The following is a 16,784-nucleotide window of genomic DNA, read 5'->3' on the forward strand; positions in this document are numbered from 1 at the left end:
TAGCATTAATTAAACTATCTTCTGGTAAGCCAGAATACTTCAAATAGAAAATTAATTTACCTCTCGAGCTAAGCTACGGAGAATTTAAATCTCGATTATCGAGTCAAAACTGTATCTTGTTGCCAACAACCACATCAATGAGTAAACAACGACTACAAATTTGGGTAACTGCCTTTGCGCTGTTCTCACTTTTTTTTGGAGCAGGAAATTTAATTTTACCACCTTTTTTAGGATTTAATGCAGGCAGTAGTTGGATATGGGTAACCACAGGTTTTGCACTTTCCGCTGTCATCATCCCGATTATGGCTATCATTGGTCATGCTAGATTGCAGGGTACAATGATGGATTTTGCTAAAAAAATATCTCCTGTTTTTGCCTTAATTTATTGTGTGTTGGTCTATCTTATTTCCATTTCGTTACCAGCACCTAGAACAGCATCTGTAGCTTACGAGATTGCGATAAAGCCTTATTTTGAGTTTGATAGTCTTTGGTTTAGCGCTATTTATTTTGTGCTTGTACTCGTTTTTGTTTTAAACAGATCGAAGATTTTAGATGTCGTCGGGAAGTATTTGACACCGGCTATAATTATTATTCTTCTGGCAATAGTGGGCATTGGTATATTGGGTAATTATCCACCGATGAAAGCCTCAATTTTTGAGAATACTTTCACGAGCGGTATTGTGGAGGGGTATCAAACTTTTGATGCCATTGGTGGTGTAGTAGTGGGTGGTGTTATTGTGATATCACTTGGGTTTAAAACAGATAGTTTTTCAACTAAAAAAGAAATAATTGCTAGGGCCGGAGTTATAGCTGGATTGGGGCTGTTACTAATATACGGCGGACTTATCTTACTGGGTGCTTTAAATAGCGATGCGGTTACCGCAGAAGATAGAAGTGCATTGGTAACATTGCTCAGCAAAAATACCTTAGGAAATATTGGCACCATGTTTTTGGGAGTATTGGTGTCATTAGCATGTTTCACCACTGCGGTGGGTATTATTACCGGAACAGCCGATTTTGTAAAGGGTATTTTTCAACAATCAAATATGGCCTATACAATTACAGCGGTGGTAGGGTCTTTATTAGGCGTTGCAATAGGTCAGTTCGACGTTCATTTTATTATTGATATTGCGGTTCCTGCGTTAATGTTTATTTATCCTATAACCATCATATTAATTCTGTTAAATGTGTTAAGTGAAAAGTGGGCTTCTCCTATTGTTTTCAAAGCAGTTGTTGTAACTACTATTGTATTTAGCTTGCCTGATTTTTTATCGACTATTGGCTTCGGTGAAGCGATGCAGCCAGTAAAAGATCGGATTCCACTAGGCAATGTAAGTATGGGTTGGTTAATGCCTTCATTAGTGGTGTTTCTAATCATCAATTTGATCAATACTAGTATAAGAAATAAGAATGTTTAAACATTTGTTAAACATGGTGAACAAAGTTGTTTTCAATACTATTTTAGGGTCAGAAAATTTAAACAATATTCGTTATGGATTTAATTGCAAGAGCAGAAGAATTCGAGACAAGAAAGACCTCCTTTAAAACTACTAGCGACCGTATCGTGGCATCTAGGGAGGTAAAGGAATTAATTTTAAGTCTGAATGAACTATATAAGAAAAACCGTGATGCTAATATCATGGATTTGATGAAACGTTTAACCGTCGTAAAACGGAAGATTGAAAAACGGTTGAAAGGAAGGCCGATGTAAATAAAAAGGAGCGATCAAAATCGCTCCTTTTTATTTTTCGTTAATTGAATGTGTACGCTAAGGATATCCTGAATGAGCGATTTCGCAACTTGGACTGGCCAAAATTTTGATTATCACTAATATTAGAAAGCCCCAAATCATATCTGGCATTTAACGAAACCCCATTTCCAAACCCATAACCTAAACCAAATACAGCAGCGGTATCAAAAGTTTTGAACTGATCTGTTACATTGGTATTTTGATTCATTTGATTGTTTTCATCATTTTTAAGCTTGGCATTCAATAAAAAAGAGGGTTGGAGTCCTCCAAAAGTGTGAAAACCACTGTTGTTAAATTGATAACGAGCTAATATTGGAATGTCTAAATAGGTAAGACTGGTTACTTCTTCCGAAGAGGTAGGCATTTCTCCAAATTCGCCTCCTTCACTTTCAAAATCTCTTTTCGTGCCTTTACTAGCAATACCTAATCCAGGTTGAACACCAAAATTCTCATTTATTGGCAACAAGGCATTTACTCCAACTTGGTATCCAATACGTGATGAATTATTGGAGCCACCGTAGCCGTCGTATTCGTCTTCTTCGCTAATGTTAGAAAAGTTGATTCCACCAGCTGTGCTAAATTCTGCATTGCAAAAAAAGCTCTGTTTTCCTGTACAACAGCTACTAATAGTAAACAATACTATTAGTGCATATAAACAGTTGGTTGTTTTTCTCATTTTTTAATGTTTTTAAGTTTAATTAGTTATTACACTCCAGCCTTTTCCTATGACATATGATGTGCCACCACTACTTCCAGAACCAATGCCCGTATAACTGTTTCGATAAAAGCTAGAGCCTCCTGATTTTCTTGATAGGTATATAAGATTAAAAGTAGGTGGCATTCCTTCGTAGCCACCATTACCCTTATGATCTAGCCAGAACCTTCCGGGAACGACATTGATAATGCGTTTTAGGGCGCTAACGTCTGCGAAGGGTAATTGCCGTCCATTAACAAATACACCTGATCTTCCGTTGCTGGCATTTGATTGTAATCTTCCACCAATGGGTAATCGGGCCGGGATAAAACCCATTGTCTTTCCTCCGCTGTAACCCCATGCACCACATATGTTGTCGTACCAATAACTACCGTTGGCAATGGCTATTCCATATGTCTTTTTCAACTGATGAATTGTGTTTTCAGATACCTGCTTATTATTTACATAGACCTTATTTTGTGCAGCCATTGATATCGATACTGTCATTGCGATAAAAACTACATATACTTTCATAATTATTCTTTTAAGCGTTGTTTGGTTTTATACCCCATTTCTTTAGCAAGCTCATGGCAGCTAATGTTCAAGCAACTTTGAAAAATGTCTTTTTTGCCAAAAGTCTTTTTCGTTTTCGATTGTCTTCTACTCTTAACTTTTAGGATAATTGTATAGGGGAACATCTCAAAAAAAGTACTTACTAAATTCATGACGTTTTATTTAAAATATTAGTTGCAAGCCAAAAAAATTATCTAATGATGCATGCGTTTTCTCCCGCAGGTAGCTGATCGATAATTAACTGCTGCCCACTACTTTCAATGCGTCCGCTTAAGACGTTAAAATCATCGAACGGGGGGTTTACAATACCAACATCAAATGGTAATTGGCCTTGTGCGAAGTCAGCAAAATCAGATGCGATTCTAAACGAGGCATAAAACTCATTACCTACCTGACGGTAAATACCATAACCTCTACGAATAATGGGATTTGCGGCACCATCAACCCAGATATCTTTTTGTCTGAATGTGGATCCGAGAACTGCAAACGATGTAGGTACCGTCCTATGAACCAATTCAATTACGTTCTCCTCTCGCGTGGCGGCTTGTATTATATCTTGACATGCATAATCTGCATTAATACGGGGCGGTTGTTGCGTGTTTAAACCATGACCAACGCATATTGCGATCATCTCACTAGTTGCGAAAGCTGCAACTACACCGAACTGTGGCATAATAACGGTACTGGTTTCGTTTAGCCCGTTTGGAAATGGCATGTTCGGACCTCCATTCATTTGAAGATTTAATTGATTATTAGTATAGGTATAAGTTCCTTGAAAAGAAAAGTCTTGATTCGTATCAGTGGTAAATAACACATCAAAAGTACCGTTGGTATGAAAATTGAAATACCAGGCTAGGTTTGAATTTCTTCTTGCACATAAATACAGCGCTTCAAAATTTTGATTAGGCGTAAAAGTGAAACGATTGTTGATATTTTGCAGCAATGTGTCTTCATTAGCTGGATTGTTGTTTTGTTGGTCATCTTCTTTATTGCAGGAAATGACTGATAGGATAAAAGCAACGATTAGGATATTAAATGGCGTTCTCATTTTTTCGTTTTTTTGAAATTATATGAATCATATATTGGGAGGAAATACTGGAAAGAAATTACCCTGAGATCGGTTAGGAAGCTCAAGTCCCACTGGAGAGCTTTGATAATTTGCATTGCCTTGATCCGCTCCGGTCTCACCTATAATAAATTTGTTTACAATGGTGCCGGTTTCAGCATCGATACCGTATAAACCTGAACTATTGTTTATATAAATTCGATTAAATACAGGCACATAAAGTGGTGAACTATTTGTTGGTGTATTGCCTGGCAGGGTTACTTCCCATTCTATGAAAAGCCCGCCAGGAATATCGAGTTTATACAACGTTCCTTGGTTGGTAACTGCGTATGCATGATTATCATGATACGCAATTGAACCATAAATAGATCCATCTAATTCAATAGACCAATTGATATCTCCATTATCAAGTAACACATCATATACTTTTCGATCCAATGAACTCACCAAAAAAGTAGGCGCATTTGGATTAATATTGGGTGCTTGTGCAAAATTTTCACTAGGTACGGTAAGAATCGGACCGGATACTTTTCTATTCCATTCTTCTTTACCATCATTAGGATTTAAGGCAAAGATGGTTCCGTCTTGACGTGCTACTATTAACTTTCCGCCGATGACTTTTGGTTTTGATTGTATCAAATCTCCTGTATCATAACTCCACACCAAACTACCATCTGTTTCATCAAGCGCATATACCCAACCGTTACTCACTGTAGTTACGACAAGGTTTGTTCCGGCGAAAGTTGCGCCTTCAAAACCGCCTACTGTAGGACTTTCAAATGCCCAAATTCTGGTTCCGCCATTATTGGTAATACAGCTAAAGGTGCCCGTGCTACTACCAATAAAACTGCGTAGTGATCCATTAATGCTTTTGGTGATCGGATGATACCGAAAAACATTGCCTCCAAGGGCATTGTTTCTGGTAATATCATCAGGTACATCAACATAAACAACACCTCCATTTCCTGTAGCTAAGGCAAGCTGATACGCTTCGTAGTTTTTAACGGCTGCAGTTGATTCAGTAATATCAAAAATAATAGGCGTTGCCGTAGTTGGGTCGTTAGAGGGTATCTCGTACTCCAAAAACTTTTCAAGATCAGGTGCATTCGCACCACCAACACTATCGTTATCTCTAACACCATACAATATATTGCCATTAACAAAATAAATATCAACTGCTTTATTGAAGTCATCAAAGCTTTCGCTGGTTTCAATTTCTTGTTCTTCTTCCTCTTTATTACAAGCAACTACAACGAGTAATAGGAAAATTATGAGCAATAGTGGTTTAAAATTTTTCATGACCTTGAATTTTAGCTGTATGCAAGATCATTTTTTAAAAGCGTGAAATTTTAGCTTGAAAATACCAAAATGAAATATGGCTGAATACTACTAGGCGGTATGGGGAATTTTACCCCCAACCTTTTTTCATGGCATATTTTACCAACTCAGCGCTGTTGTTTAAATCAAGTTTCAGTAGAATATTTTGGCGATGTGATTCGACCGTATGCTTACTTAGAAAAAGTTTTGCTGCTATTTCTTTTGTGGTTAACCCTTCTGAGATTAATGTAATGACCTCTTTCTCTCGTGGTGTTACCACTTTTTCATCCTCTTTTTCACGAAGACTTTCAAAAACCAAGCGAGCGGTTTCTGGCGGATAGTAACTTCCTGTGTTTGCCAATTGATTAATGGCTTCAATGAGTGTTCGCTTTGCTGTATCTTTTTTAAGGTAACCATGCGCCCCCGCTGCAACAATATTTTTAATAAAAGTATTGGAGTCATGCATGGTTAACACTAATACCTTGGTACTCAAATGACCTTTTTTCATTGCTTTTAAAACCGAGAAACCATCAACAATGGGCATTTCAATATCTAACAATAAGATATCCGGTTTTGTAACTTCTAGAAGTTGGAGTGCCTCGTTACCGTCTGCCACTTGTCCGACAATGGTAATCTCATCATGTTGATCTAGCATCGAAGCGAGGCCTTCTCTAAAAAGTTGATGATCGTCAGCAATTGCAATTTGTATCATATTATACAGGTACTTGAATGTTAATTGTGGTCCCAATGCCTAGTTTTGAATCAATATTAAATGTTCCTTTAAGCATTTTAATGCGTTGTTCAATATTGGAAATTCCCAAGCCTTTATTTGTTGTTTCTTTAAAACCAATGCCATCATCTTCGATCATGAGGCTCAAAAAGTTTTTGTGCTTATTTAGTTGTACAAACACATTTTTTGCTTTTGCATGCTTGAGCACATTTTGTAAGGTTTCTTGTACAATTCTGTACAGTTGTACTTCCTTAACCGGTTCAATACGTTGCTCCATTTTCGTGCTATAAAATTGCGCATTAAGCGCCTCGGTATTTAGCTGCTCTAACAACGTACTAATGGCTGCTGCCAAACCAAATCGAACCAATTCACCTGGCATTAAATTATGTGAAATTTGCCGAACTTGATTACTTGTTTTTATCAAGGTATGAATAGCTTCAGTAAGAGTGGGTTGTTCTGGATTTATGATATCGGCCGCTGCCTCCACCTTGTTTTTTGCTAATGCTAGTGCGCCACCTATGCTATCGTGCAAATCTTGCGCAATGCGTTTGCGTTCTTCAGTTTGTGTTTCTGATATGGCTAGAATTAATTCTTCTTGTTTTTTGTTTTGTAAACGTTGTTTGTAAATAAAAAAAGAAAGAATGCCTAAAATTAAGACCGCAATCAGGCCAAAAAATAGTTGTTTTACCCATCGGTTTTGTGTAGCGATTGTTCTTTCATTAATCAGCTGCTTTTCAGAAAGTTTAAGGATTTCATTTTCCTTTTTTTGGGTTTCGTATTCAATTTCTATTTTTTTGATGGCATTCAAATGATTTTCTCCCACAATGCTGTCATTAAGGTCAATGTATTGCATTAGATATTTATTCGCATTTTTATAATTACCTATGGTTTCATAAAACTCTGAAAGGTTAAAATAGGCATCCCTAAGCTTATCTCTGTTGCCTAAAGACTGTGTCATTTTCATTCCCAATTGAAAGTAATCCAACGCTTGTTGTGTATTACCCAACTTTCTGTGTGCATTCCCCACGTTTTGATAGCCCAAAGCTATTGAAGCTTCATCATTCATTGCCTTAGCAAGTGCTAATCCTTTCTCGCAAAATTCCAGTGCTTTTTTGTGTTTATTTTGATACTCATACAGGATCCCTAAGTTGTTGTAGTTCCTAGCAGCCGATATGCTATCACCACTTTCGAAATCCATTTCTAAATCTTTTAAAAACCATTTTTCGGATTCTTCAAATTCTCCTTGCTCCGCAAAAATGATCGCCATATTACCTATGGCTCTTGATCGTTCAAAGTCGTTTTTTGTTGTCTCACTGCTATCTAGCGCTAGCTGGGTGTACCGTTGCGATTTATCCCAATCAGCCAAACCCATATACACCACGCTCATATTGTTGTAAATACCGCTGGAACAACCTGAAATTTCAGAGGTGCTACAAATATCAAGCGCCTTTAAGTGGTAGGTTAGTGCTTTTTCATAATTAGCAGTGTAATAATAACATGTACCTAAAGTAGTATATAGATAAATATTTTCTTCGGGTGCTCCATGTTCTTTCAAATGAATTGCTTTTTCTGCCAATTCAATAGCCATCTCATACTTATGGTAGAACAATAAATTTCTTGATGAAATGATATGGTATATAAATGACAGTCTTGCATTATCTTGTAGATCTACCAACTGACTCAGTGTTTCAAGAAACGGAGTCATAGCTTCTTTCTGTAGATTGCTTTGTAACTGTTGCGCCTTTTCGGCAATTGTTAAAATCAAATCGTCGTTTGACTTTTCGACGGTTTTTAGCGTTTCATGAAGTGCTGTCAACGTTTCTGCTTTAAATTGCGTTTTTTGAGGCTGCGGAAATGCATTTTGTACAATAAGAAATAAAAAGAAAAACCTCCAATAATTAATTCGATTCATAACCGGCAAACAGCTGTTTAAAATGAAAATTGGGGGAAACGTTAAAATACTGATCGGTCACAAAAAGACGTTCCCAATTTCTGGCAATTCCTATAAAATAGGACAACAATTTTGCTTGTCGCTAAAAATACTTATATCATCAAACTTCTTTTTTCTTAAAAGCTGCGGGGGTTTTTCCTGTTAATTCCCTGAAAACACGGTAAAAGGCTGATTTTGAATTAAAACCTGATTCTAAACCAATGGCAGTAGTAGTGTATTTGCTGAAAGTGGGATTTTTTAACAACAGTTTGGCTTCTGCCACCCGGTATTGGTTAATGTAATTGGTGAAGTTGGTTTGTAGCTCATTATTTAGTACATGTGATAAATGACTTGGACTAAGATCTAACCGTTCAGCTACCGCATTTAAAGAAATGGTAGGATTTAAAAATATGCGGTCATGTTCCATCAAATTATGTAACATTTCAAGTTTGGGATTTTTTGCAACTCTATCTTTCATCTTACTACCTTTCTTCTGCCTGTAAGAATGGATTTGTTGTCGCTCTTTCAAAATTCCTAATTTATATACGCCAACATAACCCAACCAGTAAATCAAAAAAGACATGCCTAACCATAAACCGTAAAATAAAACAGGATTAAACCCAGCGAAAAATATGTTGTTTATTGCCGCGTATCCCCAAAGCATAGTGGTGATAAATAGGAGTACTAACGTTATTTTCAACCAGCCAAGATTTTGTTTTATCATTACTGATCCTTTTGTGTTATGACTCTTTAAAAACGCATTTACTTTGTAGAAACAGATGCACGACAAAACAATCATTAATACAATACCTAACAGCTCTTGTAAATTAAGTGCAACATTGAAAAACCTATAAAATGAGTCATTTTCATACCCGGAAATTCGTGCAAAACGGAAGATCAATGTGAGTATTAGGAACATAATAAAGGGAGCAAACCAAGTTTTTTCTCCAGTAGATAACGCTTTGTGAGGAAGTAAATAGGTACGCACATAGGTGTACAACAATGGTGGTGCTAGCGTTGCGACAGGTAAAAATAGGTAGACATACATATCGCCAAGTGAAATTGCACCAATTTCTGGTAAAAGATATTGAATGTTACTGTAGGTAAATGTTAAGATGAGTGCGCCGAGAAACTTCAGACAACGCTCTTTATACTTTTTTGAAAAGAAAACAATTCCAGAAAAAACAACTCCCTGAACAATACCCGCTAAAACAAGACCTTGAACAAATGATAAATTCAAAAAATGTGCTGTTTTAATTACCTAAGGTAAAGTACAAAAAACATTTCTTTAATCCTGAGAATGAATGCACTTACATGGGCAAGCACCGACAACAGAATGTCGCTAATTGGCTTTTATGACATTAACCACAGCTAAAGCCGCTTTTTCACCCGAAACCATCGCCGCATGCAAAGACCCATTTAATACATGATCACCGGCGATAAAGGTGTTTTCTGTTAATTGAGCTTCGAGCGGTTCCAGATCGTTTTGTAAATTGTCCAAATCAGGTAGTGCCTTTTTTATTTGATAGTGCTTTACAAATCTCACATGGTCTATCTTACAAAACTGTTTGAGGTCATCGACAACTTTAGCAACCAGATCGCCTTCAGTTAACTGATGATCTTTCACCACAGTAACCGATAGCAGATTTTTACTCCCCGTACTTTGAGTTTTTAAAGTGTTGTGAAAAAAGATGTTGTTTATTAGGGCATTTTCATCTGCGATCAATCCAATTAACGGATCACGCAGGAATTCATCTGTTTCAAAATACAGGTTGTCGCATGATTTCCATTGAATAGATGGCCCTTTAAAACTAGAAACTAACTTACTAGGATCGCAAGCTATAATAGTATAGTCAGATTCAAGTGTACTACCATCTTTTAAACTAATAGTATTTCCGTCGATTGAAGCCACTTCGGCTTTTAGTTTTATGTTTTCACTATTTATCTTAGTCGCTAGCTGTTGACTGATCGCTTCGATACCTGATTTTGGAAGTGCCGCAAAACCTTCACCAAACATTTTGTAAACAAACAAAAACATCCGGTTGGAAGTCGCTAAATCTGGCTCCAAAAAAATACCACTGAAAAATGGCTTAAAAAATCGATCAATGATTGTATTTGAAAAACCATAGTTCTTTAAAAAAGTTAGTGTAGAAGTTTCTTCAATTTCAAAGATCTCGGGTAGTGGTTTTTTCTTTAGCCAGATATTGAGTTTCAGAATTTTGAATTTATCACCTAAACTGCCCACTGAGCTAAAAACAGTTGGAAGTAATAATTTGAGATTCCTTGTCGGGTCTCCAATTCTGGTTTTCTTCCCGTCAAAAAATATTTCTGCGCCAGGCCAGAACTTTTGAAGATCAAGATTTTCTACATTTAGATATTTAGCTACTGCAGGATATGCTGTAAGTAGCACTTGAAAACCATGATCTAATTGATATCCATCTACAATATCCGTCTTTACCCGACCACCTAATCGGTCGGAGGCTTCGATTATTTGAGGGGAGTATCCTTGCTTTGTAAGCGCTATTGCTGCTATCATCCCGCTAATGCCGCCCCCAATTATATAAATGGTTTTTTCAGGTTTATCCATGAGATTAGTTATCTAAAAGTTGCTCAGCATTTTTAATGCTATTTATCACCTTATCGCGCATTATTTTCACTTTCTCTTCCTCTTCATTTAACCACTCCTTTTTTTGCTCAGTAAGTGGTTTTCCCTTCATACTTTCTTCATAATCGAAGCGTTCACCAAAATCTTGCATCCAAGTCATCATAGCATCATGGCCATTTTGCAGATCCTCAATAGCTTTCTCGTAGGCTTGAGTGTTTGTAGAGTCCTGTTTTTCTTTTAAATTATTTATAAGATTCCCAATCTCGCCCATCTTAGGCATTACCTCATCATGTACGGCCATGACACGTTGCATTTGAGTGGGTTCTTTCGTTGTGTCAGATTGCTCAGTTTTATTTTTGCAACTTGCTGTTAGAAAAAACAAGGTTACTGTTAAAATTAGGTATTTCATAAGTGTTGTTTTATGTTTTATAATCTCACCGGCATTGCCGGTGAGATGTAATTATTAAAGTGCGTATTGTAACCCGAAAGTTAGTGTTTCTTTATTTCGTAATTGTATGCCATTCATATTTTGAAACAAAGGTAATGCTGCTTCGAAACCAAAACGAAGGTTTTTCAATCCGCCTTGAAATGCATATAAGTTAAAACCAATAGCCGCATTCGCGTAGGTCATTCCTGAATTAACTGTATCGGCAGTAATAACCATCATGGGATTTAAAGCCGGATTTGCTCCTTCAATACGATCGATAGTGCCAAATTCCACTCGACCTGAAAAACTAAGCCAATCGGTGGCATTATGTGCAAACCAATTATTGATAGTATATCGATTTCCAAGACGGTAGTCGTTATCGTTAATGCCGGTACGAATGGTGGTTCTGACTTGCGAACCGAATGACCAACCAATCCACTGCTTTAAATAGGTTAGCGCCAATTCGGCATCAAATGTTCCGCTACCAATTTGCATGGGGTACGGTAAAATTACCTCATTTGGCGAAGAAGCTGGGGTGACATCCTCTATGTCGATATTCCCTGTAGGAATAGAAACACCAATTTGCCCATGCAGTTGTTGACTATTTTTATTAAAAAACGTGTATAACGCTCCAACTTTTAAATCTCCAAAACCAGATGCTTCTGTAGTAAATGTGCTTCCCATTCTAGTTAAATGTTCCATTTCGCTGTCTACATAATTTGCCATTGCTACTAAAGTGATTTTGTCACTTGGAGCATACATCATGCCTAGCATATGCATATTCATTGGCATACTGGTTGGAGTTACCATGTATTCTGATAATGCGTCTTGGAATGAAACATTGTTGCTACCTCGATTAAGGTCTTCCATGTTCATATACATATATCTGTATGAGAACATCAATTCTCCTTTACCATGGGTGTGGTCACCCATAACTGATATTGGCGCATGGCCATCGGGTCGATTGCCCATCCATTTTGTGCTTTCCAATTCTTGTGCGTATGTAGTAGTAGCCATAAATAAAATGGCATAAAAAAGTTTTTTCATTGAAATATCAATTCTTAGTTATTGTTTTATGTTGAATTAGGGTCATGAGTAGTTGCGTCATCAAATTGATGGCGGTTAGAATGGACCCAATAAATTGATGTGACTAAGAATTTAAATTTGGTGGATGATCATCCTGGAAACTATACCTGTAACGGTAATTGTTGATATAGTGAAAGCTATTATTGGTTGCGTTAACTGTTTGTGGTTTTTCTTTTAAAAGAATGAAGTTTACGAATCCGATTGGATATTCTTCCAGAGCAATCCGAGGAGCATTTTTACTGTTTTCTTTTTCCTGTTCCTCATACATTATCATCAACTGACATTTACCTTTACATGCTAACTCAGGTTTATCTTTGTTAATACATAAAAACTCGGCTATATAATCCTGATTAACCACATAAACAAAAAGTGGAGCAACTGGTCTTAGCATTGCTAAGATGTATAGAAAAGTGAAAAAAATAGCAGCAGACCGGTTCATTTAAAAATGATGCCAAAATTTGGTGCAAAAATACAATAGCTTCAAGAAATTATCTAGCTTTTAAGTATAGTTAGGTAATGTTTTATCTATCACTGACTACTCGGTCAAAATTCTTCCAGTTTTCTTTAAAAAAATGGCCAGCTAAAAGCGTTTTGATGATAGATTTACATTTAAAAATCACCCTATCTTTTTGAAGTTGATTGCGTGAACATTGTTCAACTAACCAATCTTCATCAAAACCATCCCAAATGCCAGCAATGGAAAGTAAATTGGAGTATAATGTTGGAAAAACTTCGGTTTTGTCTATGTTTTTAGCCTCATCAAATGAGAAGTTATATTCATTGCATATAGCGGCAACTTGACGATAGTGATAATCGTCTAGCTCATTGTCTAAATAAAAATTGGACAAAGCGATCCAAAGTTGTTCTCTTCCTGATCGTTTCATCCAATATTTCTTAAGTTTTATAGGGCCCGACTTTATTTTTAAGGCCAATAATTTCTATGCCTTTGGTTCATTTAGATAGCTCTTCCGCACTTTCTTTTTTACTAAAAGTGTCTACTTTTTTTGCATAGATTACTTTATACGTATCAGAAGTTTTGCGGATGGTATTTTCAAGGTCTTGTAAAACAACTTTAGAAGGGTTATACTCAACCATTGCTAATTGACGATCAAAATCAACTTCAGCAGATTGAACACCCTCTACTTTTGCTAGGCTTTTTTGAATGGTACCTGCGCATCCAACGGCACATGTCATACCGCTAATAACCAACTCAGCTTTTTCTGTAGTACCAAAACTAGCTTTGGCTATGGTTGTTTTATCTACTGAATTGTCATTTTGACTCAATTGTTTCTTGCATGCAACGACAAGTAGCATTACAAGAATAAGGGGAAACACTTTTTTCATAATTTCTTAGCCATCTTTTTACGAATATGACAAAATTATACGAAATAGGCACATTAAATCAAGTGAAAAATGCCACTTTTGCGTTAAATTTTGGCGAATACCTGTTAAAAACAGCGCTTTAAATACCTGCATGTTAAGAGTATGACTTACCTATTACTAAGTGATTCTATTATTGATCAAAGAATCATAAAGGCCATCTTGGCAATTCTTGTGCTACTTTTTGTTGTCATTAAATGGCGAAAGCAGTTGTACGCCAACAAGTGGGCACTAATTATCATTCTCTCATTAATTTGGGGTAGCAGTTTTATTCTGATTAAAAAGGGGCTTGTGGGACTTACAGCAATGCAACTAGGTGCATTGCGAATCATCATGTCAGGAATCGTCGTTATTGGTTTAGGATATAAACAGCTAAAAGATATACCCAAGACTTCATGGAAACATCTTATTCTCGCTGGATTTTTGGGAACATTTTTTCCGGCATTCTTCTTTGCTTATGCTGAAACTGAAATCGACAGCGCAGTAGCATCGATGTTAAATTCCCTAGTGCCTTTAATTACAATTATTACAGGAGTATTGTTATTTAGAATTAAAACCAGATGGATTCAAGTACTCGGGGTGTTAATCGGTTTAAGTGGTACCGCAATTTTAATTTTAAAAGGTGCCAGTATTAATCCAGATCAAAATTATTACTATTCGCTTTTTGTCATTAGTTCAACCGTAATGTACGCGCTTAATGTAAACATCGTGAAGCGCTATTTACAAGATCTCAATGCGCTAGGTTTAACTGCGGGTACTTTTTTATTTATTGTCCCTTTCGCATTAGGGGTTTTAATGTATACCGGCTTTTTCGCAACTGAGGTAATGACATCTAAGACCGTACAAATATCGATTGGTTATGTGCTATTGTTGTCTGTTTTTGGTACCGCGCTGGCAAAAGTATTGTTCAATAGATTGATACAGATATCAAATCCGGTTTTTTCAACTTCTGTTACCTATATGATGCCCGTAGTTGCTATATTCTGGGGGTTACTAGATGGCGAGCGAATTACCATCATCCAAATGTTAGCTGCTGGTTTAATCTTGGCAGGAGTTTACCTGGTTAATAAGAAAGCATAAAAAAAGGAGCTATACAGCTCCTTTTTTAATATTGAATGAAAAGAAAGTTTAGTTGAAATCAGCATCACTAACTCCTTCATTTACTTTAATTTCTTTTACTACTGTTTCAATAGTCTGTCCCATTTGAGACTGCTTGTATAGGAATGGGAATTTAATTCCACCTACTTCTTTGTAGTCTCCGAAACCAAGACCAGATTCCATAGTACGACCTCCCATACTCACTTTGGTTAAATCTTTAACCTTTAGCCCTGTTTCAACATCATATAAAGCTGCCTTAGTATCGCTTAATTTAATCTTGTAGGCATCTTTTCCATCCACTTTTTCAATCCCTTCAAATTTGATGTTGGCATCGTTCACAAATGTCATTTCGTAAAACGGATACGATTCAGTAACAAAACCATTGACCATATTAGTGTCCATATCCATTTTTTGACCCTGCATCATCATGTAGCCCTTATCTTTATTCAGTACTTGTTTCATCACCGAATTTGGTCCCATTTTTACATCTTGCGAAAATTGCTTTTTTGAAGTTCTTCGTTGTTCGAATGCTAAGGTCATACCCTGAGCTTTCGCTTCCCCAATTACCAAAACCGACGTCACCTTCGAAAGTTTATCCGCTCCGCCAATAGCATCAATATATTTTTGTAATACTGATTTTGCCGTTACCCCTTCTGGTGCAGCTTTATTGAAATCTGGTTTTGGTACCGATTTACCATTTTTATCGTAAAACTTAATCGGTAATGGTTTTCCATCATAGCGCATATTAGAAAGCTTCTCTGCAATTTCGCTACCCTTACCAGTAACCACTACGCGGGCATTTTTTGCGGCAAAATGTTTTTGTGCTGCCTGCTGTACGTCATCAACGGTAACTGCCTCGATTTTTTGAAGATAGGTTTCATAATAATCTTCAGGCAGATTTTGTGTCTCAATATTTAGCGCATAGTTTGCAATAGTCTGTGGGCGCTCCAATGCGCGTACAAAACGGCCAACATATTTAGCTTTCGTGTTTTTTAGTTCTTCAGCAGAAACCTTTTCATTTCTAATTTTATTGATCTCATCTAAAAACTCAACAACCGCACTATCAGTAACAGCATTACGAACGGTAGCACCTGCTCTAAATAATGAAGAACCATATTTATTACTGCCTACACTAGAATACGCTCCATATGTAAACGCCTTATCCTCTCTTAGGTTTAAGAATAACCGACCTTCGCCGCCGCCACCCAAAATTTGGTTAGCAATTAGTGTTGGGAAGTAATCCGCATCATTCATTTTCAAATCCGTAGTATTTACAACAGAAATTTCTGACTGCACGGCATTCGACATATCAACGAAGTTGACTTGGGTATACTGTACATTTTTAGGATTAGAATATGTAACTGCTGGGGCAGCTGCTTTTCTCCAATCTTGAAATTGCTTTTTAACTAGTTTTTTAACCTCTTTCGATTCTACGTCGCCTACAATCACTAAATACGCATTTTCGGCAGCAAAGAAATCTCGGTGGTATTTTTTTACATCATCAAGCGTTACGTTTTTATAAGTGTCAGCAGTTTCGAATTCGCCATAAGGGTGGTTGGTACCATATGCTAACGCCCTACGCACTTTTGATGCCGCAGCACCTACATTTTTCTCATCGGCCTTTAACCCTTCAATAGATTGATCGCGTTTTGCATCCAACTCGTCTTGAGTTAAAAGTGGATTGATAACACCATCTGCCATTAATTCTAAAACTCGTGGAAAATACTTAGATAATGATGAAGCAAATGCGCTACTAGAACCAAAACTAATACGAGCACCTAAATAATCTACTTCATCGTTGTATGCATCTTTCGCAATACTGGTAGTTCCGTTACCCATCATAGAGGCTACTAAGCCTGATAAGCCGGCTTTATCACCTTCAAGATGTGGCGGATTGTCAATACGTAAGCTTGCAGATACTCTTGGTAATTTATGATTTTCTACAACCAATACTTTTAAACCATTACTAAGTTTAAATGTGAAGGGTTTTCCTAGGTTAATTTTAGGAGCCGGGCCCGGTTTAGGCTGCTGACTTCTGTCTATTTGTGCTTGCCCTACTATGGTAAATAGGAATAGAAAAGCAAGGCTTAAAATTTTATTTTTCATGTGTATGGTTTTCAATACGTTC

At 36.8% G+C, this 16,784-nt stretch carries 18 protein-coding genes; 3 read left to right on the forward strand and 15 right to left on the reverse strand.

All coding sequences use genetic code 11. The features are described 5' to 3' along the window. The first annotated feature begins 137 nt into the window (after nt 1-137). A complete protein-coding gene (gene brnQ / locus ABN763_RS06995) occupies nt 138-1,418 on the forward strand; it encodes a branched-chain amino acid transport system II carrier protein (protein ID WP_410484727.1) in 1,281 nt (426 codons plus the stop codon). Nucleotides 1,419-1,492: 74 nt separating this feature from the next. Then, a complete protein-coding gene (locus tag ABN763_RS07000; RefSeq protein WP_410484728.1) occupies nt 1,493-1,711 on the forward strand; it encodes a hypothetical protein in 219 nt (72 codons plus the stop codon). Nucleotides 1,712-1,751: 40 nt separating this feature from the next. Here the strand turns inward: ABN763_RS07000 and ABN763_RS07005 are convergent, their stop codons facing one another. The 14 genes from ABN763_RS07005 to ABN763_RS07070 all read right to left on the reverse strand — a co-directional run bounded on the left by ABN763_RS07005 (nt 1,752) and on the right by ABN763_RS07070 (nt 13,522). Further along, nucleotides 1,752-2,426 carry a porin family protein gene (locus ABN763_RS07005; protein ID WP_410484729.1) on the reverse strand — a complete coding sequence of 225 codons (675 nt, stop codon included), beginning with the start codon at nt 2,424-2,426 and terminating at the stop codon, nt 1,752-1,754. An 18-nt stretch (nt 2,427-2,444) separates the two neighbouring features. Beyond that, nucleotides 2,445-2,978, reverse strand: a complete 534-nt coding sequence (locus ABN763_RS07010) for a hypothetical protein (protein WP_410484730.1) — start codon at nt 2,976-2,978, stop codon at nt 2,445-2,447. A gap of 2 nt (nt 2,979-2,980) precedes the next feature. Further along, entirely contained in the window at nt 2,981-3,169 is a 189-nt protein-coding gene (locus ABN763_RS07015; protein WP_410484731.1) for a hypothetical protein, read from the reverse strand. Nucleotides 3,170-3,207: 38 nt separating this feature from the next. Further along, the gene (locus tag ABN763_RS07020) at nt 3,208-4,065 is read right to left on the reverse strand and encodes a hypothetical protein (RefSeq protein WP_410484732.1); all 858 of its coding nucleotides are present in this window, start codon (nt 4,063-4,065) and stop codon (nt 3,208-3,210) included. Nucleotides 4,066-4,092: 27 nt separating this feature from the next. Further along, nucleotides 4,093-5,382, reverse strand: coding sequence for a PQQ-binding-like beta-propeller repeat protein (locus ABN763_RS07025; RefSeq protein ID WP_410484733.1), 1,290 nt, complete (start codon nt 5,380-5,382; stop codon nt 4,093-4,095). Nucleotides 5,383-5,491: 109 nt separating this feature from the next. Then, nucleotides 5,492-6,112, reverse strand: coding sequence for a response regulator (locus ABN763_RS07030; RefSeq protein ID WP_410484734.1), 621 nt, complete (start codon nt 6,110-6,112; stop codon nt 5,492-5,494). A 1-nt stretch (nt 6,113) separates the two neighbouring features. Further along, nucleotides 6,114-8,042, reverse strand: a complete 1,929-nt coding sequence (locus ABN763_RS07035) for a tetratricopeptide repeat protein (RefSeq protein WP_410484735.1) — start codon at nt 8,040-8,042, stop codon at nt 6,114-6,116. A 139-nt stretch (nt 8,043-8,181) separates the two neighbouring features. Further along, nucleotides 8,182-9,300, reverse strand: coding sequence for a helix-turn-helix domain-containing protein (locus ABN763_RS07040; protein WP_410484736.1), 1,119 nt, complete (start codon nt 9,298-9,300; stop codon nt 8,182-8,184). Between the two features lie 102 nt (nt 9,301-9,402). Then, nucleotides 9,403-10,647: an NAD(P)/FAD-dependent oxidoreductase gene (locus ABN763_RS07045; protein ID WP_410484737.1), complete on the reverse strand. Its 1,245-nt coding sequence runs from the start codon at nt 10,645-10,647 to the stop codon at nt 9,403-9,405. 4 nt (nt 10,648-10,651) lie between these two features. Next, entirely contained in the window at nt 10,652-11,074 is a 423-nt protein-coding gene (locus tag ABN763_RS07050) for a hypothetical protein (protein WP_410484738.1), read from the reverse strand. 54 nt (nt 11,075-11,128) lie between these two features. Then, a complete protein-coding gene (locus ABN763_RS07055) occupies nt 11,129-12,139 on the reverse strand; it encodes a transporter (RefSeq protein WP_410484739.1) in 1,011 nt (336 codons plus the stop codon). 103 nt (nt 12,140-12,242) lie between these two features. Continuing rightward, nucleotides 12,243-12,569: a hypothetical protein gene (locus tag ABN763_RS07060; RefSeq protein WP_410484740.1), complete on the reverse strand. Its 327-nt coding sequence runs from the start codon at nt 12,567-12,569 to the stop codon at nt 12,243-12,245. Between the two features lie 130 nt (nt 12,570-12,699). Next, a complete protein-coding gene (locus ABN763_RS07065; protein WP_410484741.1) occupies nt 12,700-13,062 on the reverse strand; it encodes a hypothetical protein in 363 nt (120 codons plus the stop codon). Between the two features lie 67 nt (nt 13,063-13,129). After that, complete coding sequence (locus ABN763_RS07070) at nt 13,130-13,522, reverse strand: heavy-metal-associated domain-containing protein (RefSeq protein WP_410484742.1); 393 nt, start codon at nt 13,520-13,522, stop codon at nt 13,130-13,132. Between the two features lie 141 nt (nt 13,523-13,663). Here ABN763_RS07070 and ABN763_RS07075 point away from each other — a divergent pair, with 141 nt between their 5' ends. After that, on the forward strand, nt 13,664-14,638 hold the full coding sequence (locus ABN763_RS07075) for a DMT family transporter (protein WP_410484743.1): 975 nt from the start codon (nt 13,664-13,666) through the stop codon (nt 14,636-14,638). A 48-nt stretch (nt 14,639-14,686) separates the two neighbouring features. On the opposite strand, the gene ABN763_RS07080 is transcribed toward ABN763_RS07075, so the two are convergent. Further along, nucleotides 14,687-16,762, reverse strand: a complete 2,076-nt coding sequence (locus ABN763_RS07080; RefSeq protein ID WP_410484744.1) for a M16 family metallopeptidase — start codon at nt 16,760-16,762, stop codon at nt 14,687-14,689. Nucleotides 16,763-16,784 lie beyond the last annotated feature (22 nt).

The organism is Spongiivirga sp. MCCC 1A20706, assembly GCF_046524175.1.
GTDB lineage: Bacteria > Bacteroidota > Bacteroidia > Flavobacteriales > Flavobacteriaceae > Spongiivirga.

Excerpts from the sequence above, each read along its gene's own strand:
- ABN763_RS07005 (WP_410484729.1), bottom strand. The coding sequence starts at position 2,426 with ATGAGAAAAACAACCAACTGTTTATATGCACTAATAGTATTGTTTACT.
- ABN763_RS07010 (WP_410484730.1), bottom strand. The coding sequence starts at position 2,978 with ATGAAAGTATATGTAGTTTTTATCGCAATGACAGTATCGATATCAATG.
- ABN763_RS07050 (WP_410484738.1), bottom strand. The coding sequence starts at position 11,074 with ATGAAATACCTAATTTTAACAGTAACCTTGTTTTTTCTAACAGCAAGT.
- ABN763_RS07000 (WP_410484728.1), top strand. The coding sequence starts at position 1,493 with ATGGATTTAATTGCAAGAGCAGAAGAATTCGAGACAAGAAAGACCTCC.
- ABN763_RS07080 (WP_410484744.1), bottom strand. The coding sequence starts at position 16,762 with ATGAAAAATAAAATTTTAAGCCTTGCTTTTCTATTCCTATTTACCATA.
- ABN763_RS07060 (WP_410484740.1), bottom strand. The coding sequence starts at position 12,569 with ATGCTAAGACCAGTTGCTCCACTTTTTGTTTATGTGGTTAATCAGGAT.
- ABN763_RS07075 (WP_410484743.1), top strand. The coding sequence starts at position 13,664 with ATGACTTACCTATTACTAAGTGATTCTATTATTGATCAAAGAATCATA.
- brnQ (WP_410484727.1), top strand. The coding sequence starts at position 138 with ATGAGTAAACAACGACTACAAATTTGGGTAACTGCCTTTGCGCTGTTC.
- ABN763_RS07035 (WP_410484735.1), bottom strand. The coding sequence starts at position 8,042 with ATGAATCGAATTAATTATTGGAGGTTTTTCTTTTTATTTCTTATTGTA.
- ABN763_RS07045 (WP_410484737.1), bottom strand. The coding sequence starts at position 10,647 with ATGGATAAACCTGAAAAAACCATTTATATAATTGGGGGCGGCATTAGC.
- ABN763_RS07025 (WP_410484733.1), bottom strand. The coding sequence starts at position 5,382 with ATGAAAAATTTTAAACCACTATTGCTCATAATTTTCCTATTACTCGTT.
- ABN763_RS07030 (WP_410484734.1), bottom strand. The coding sequence starts at position 6,112 with ATGATACAAATTGCAATTGCTGACGATCATCAACTTTTTAGAGAAGGC.
- ABN763_RS07070 (WP_410484742.1), bottom strand. The coding sequence starts at position 13,522 with ATGAAAAAAGTGTTTCCCCTTATTCTTGTAATGCTACTTGTCGTTGCA.
- ABN763_RS07020 (WP_410484732.1), bottom strand. The coding sequence starts at position 4,065 with ATGAGAACGCCATTTAATATCCTAATCGTTGCTTTTATCCTATCAGTC.
- ABN763_RS07015 (WP_410484731.1), bottom strand. The coding sequence starts at position 3,169 with ATGAATTTAGTAAGTACTTTTTTTGAGATGTTCCCCTATACAATTATC.
- ABN763_RS07065 (WP_410484741.1), bottom strand. The coding sequence starts at position 13,062 with ATGAAACGATCAGGAAGAGAACAACTTTGGATCGCTTTGTCCAATTTT.
- ABN763_RS07055 (WP_410484739.1), bottom strand. The coding sequence starts at position 12,139 with ATGAAAAAACTTTTTTATGCCATTTTATTTATGGCTACTACTACATAC.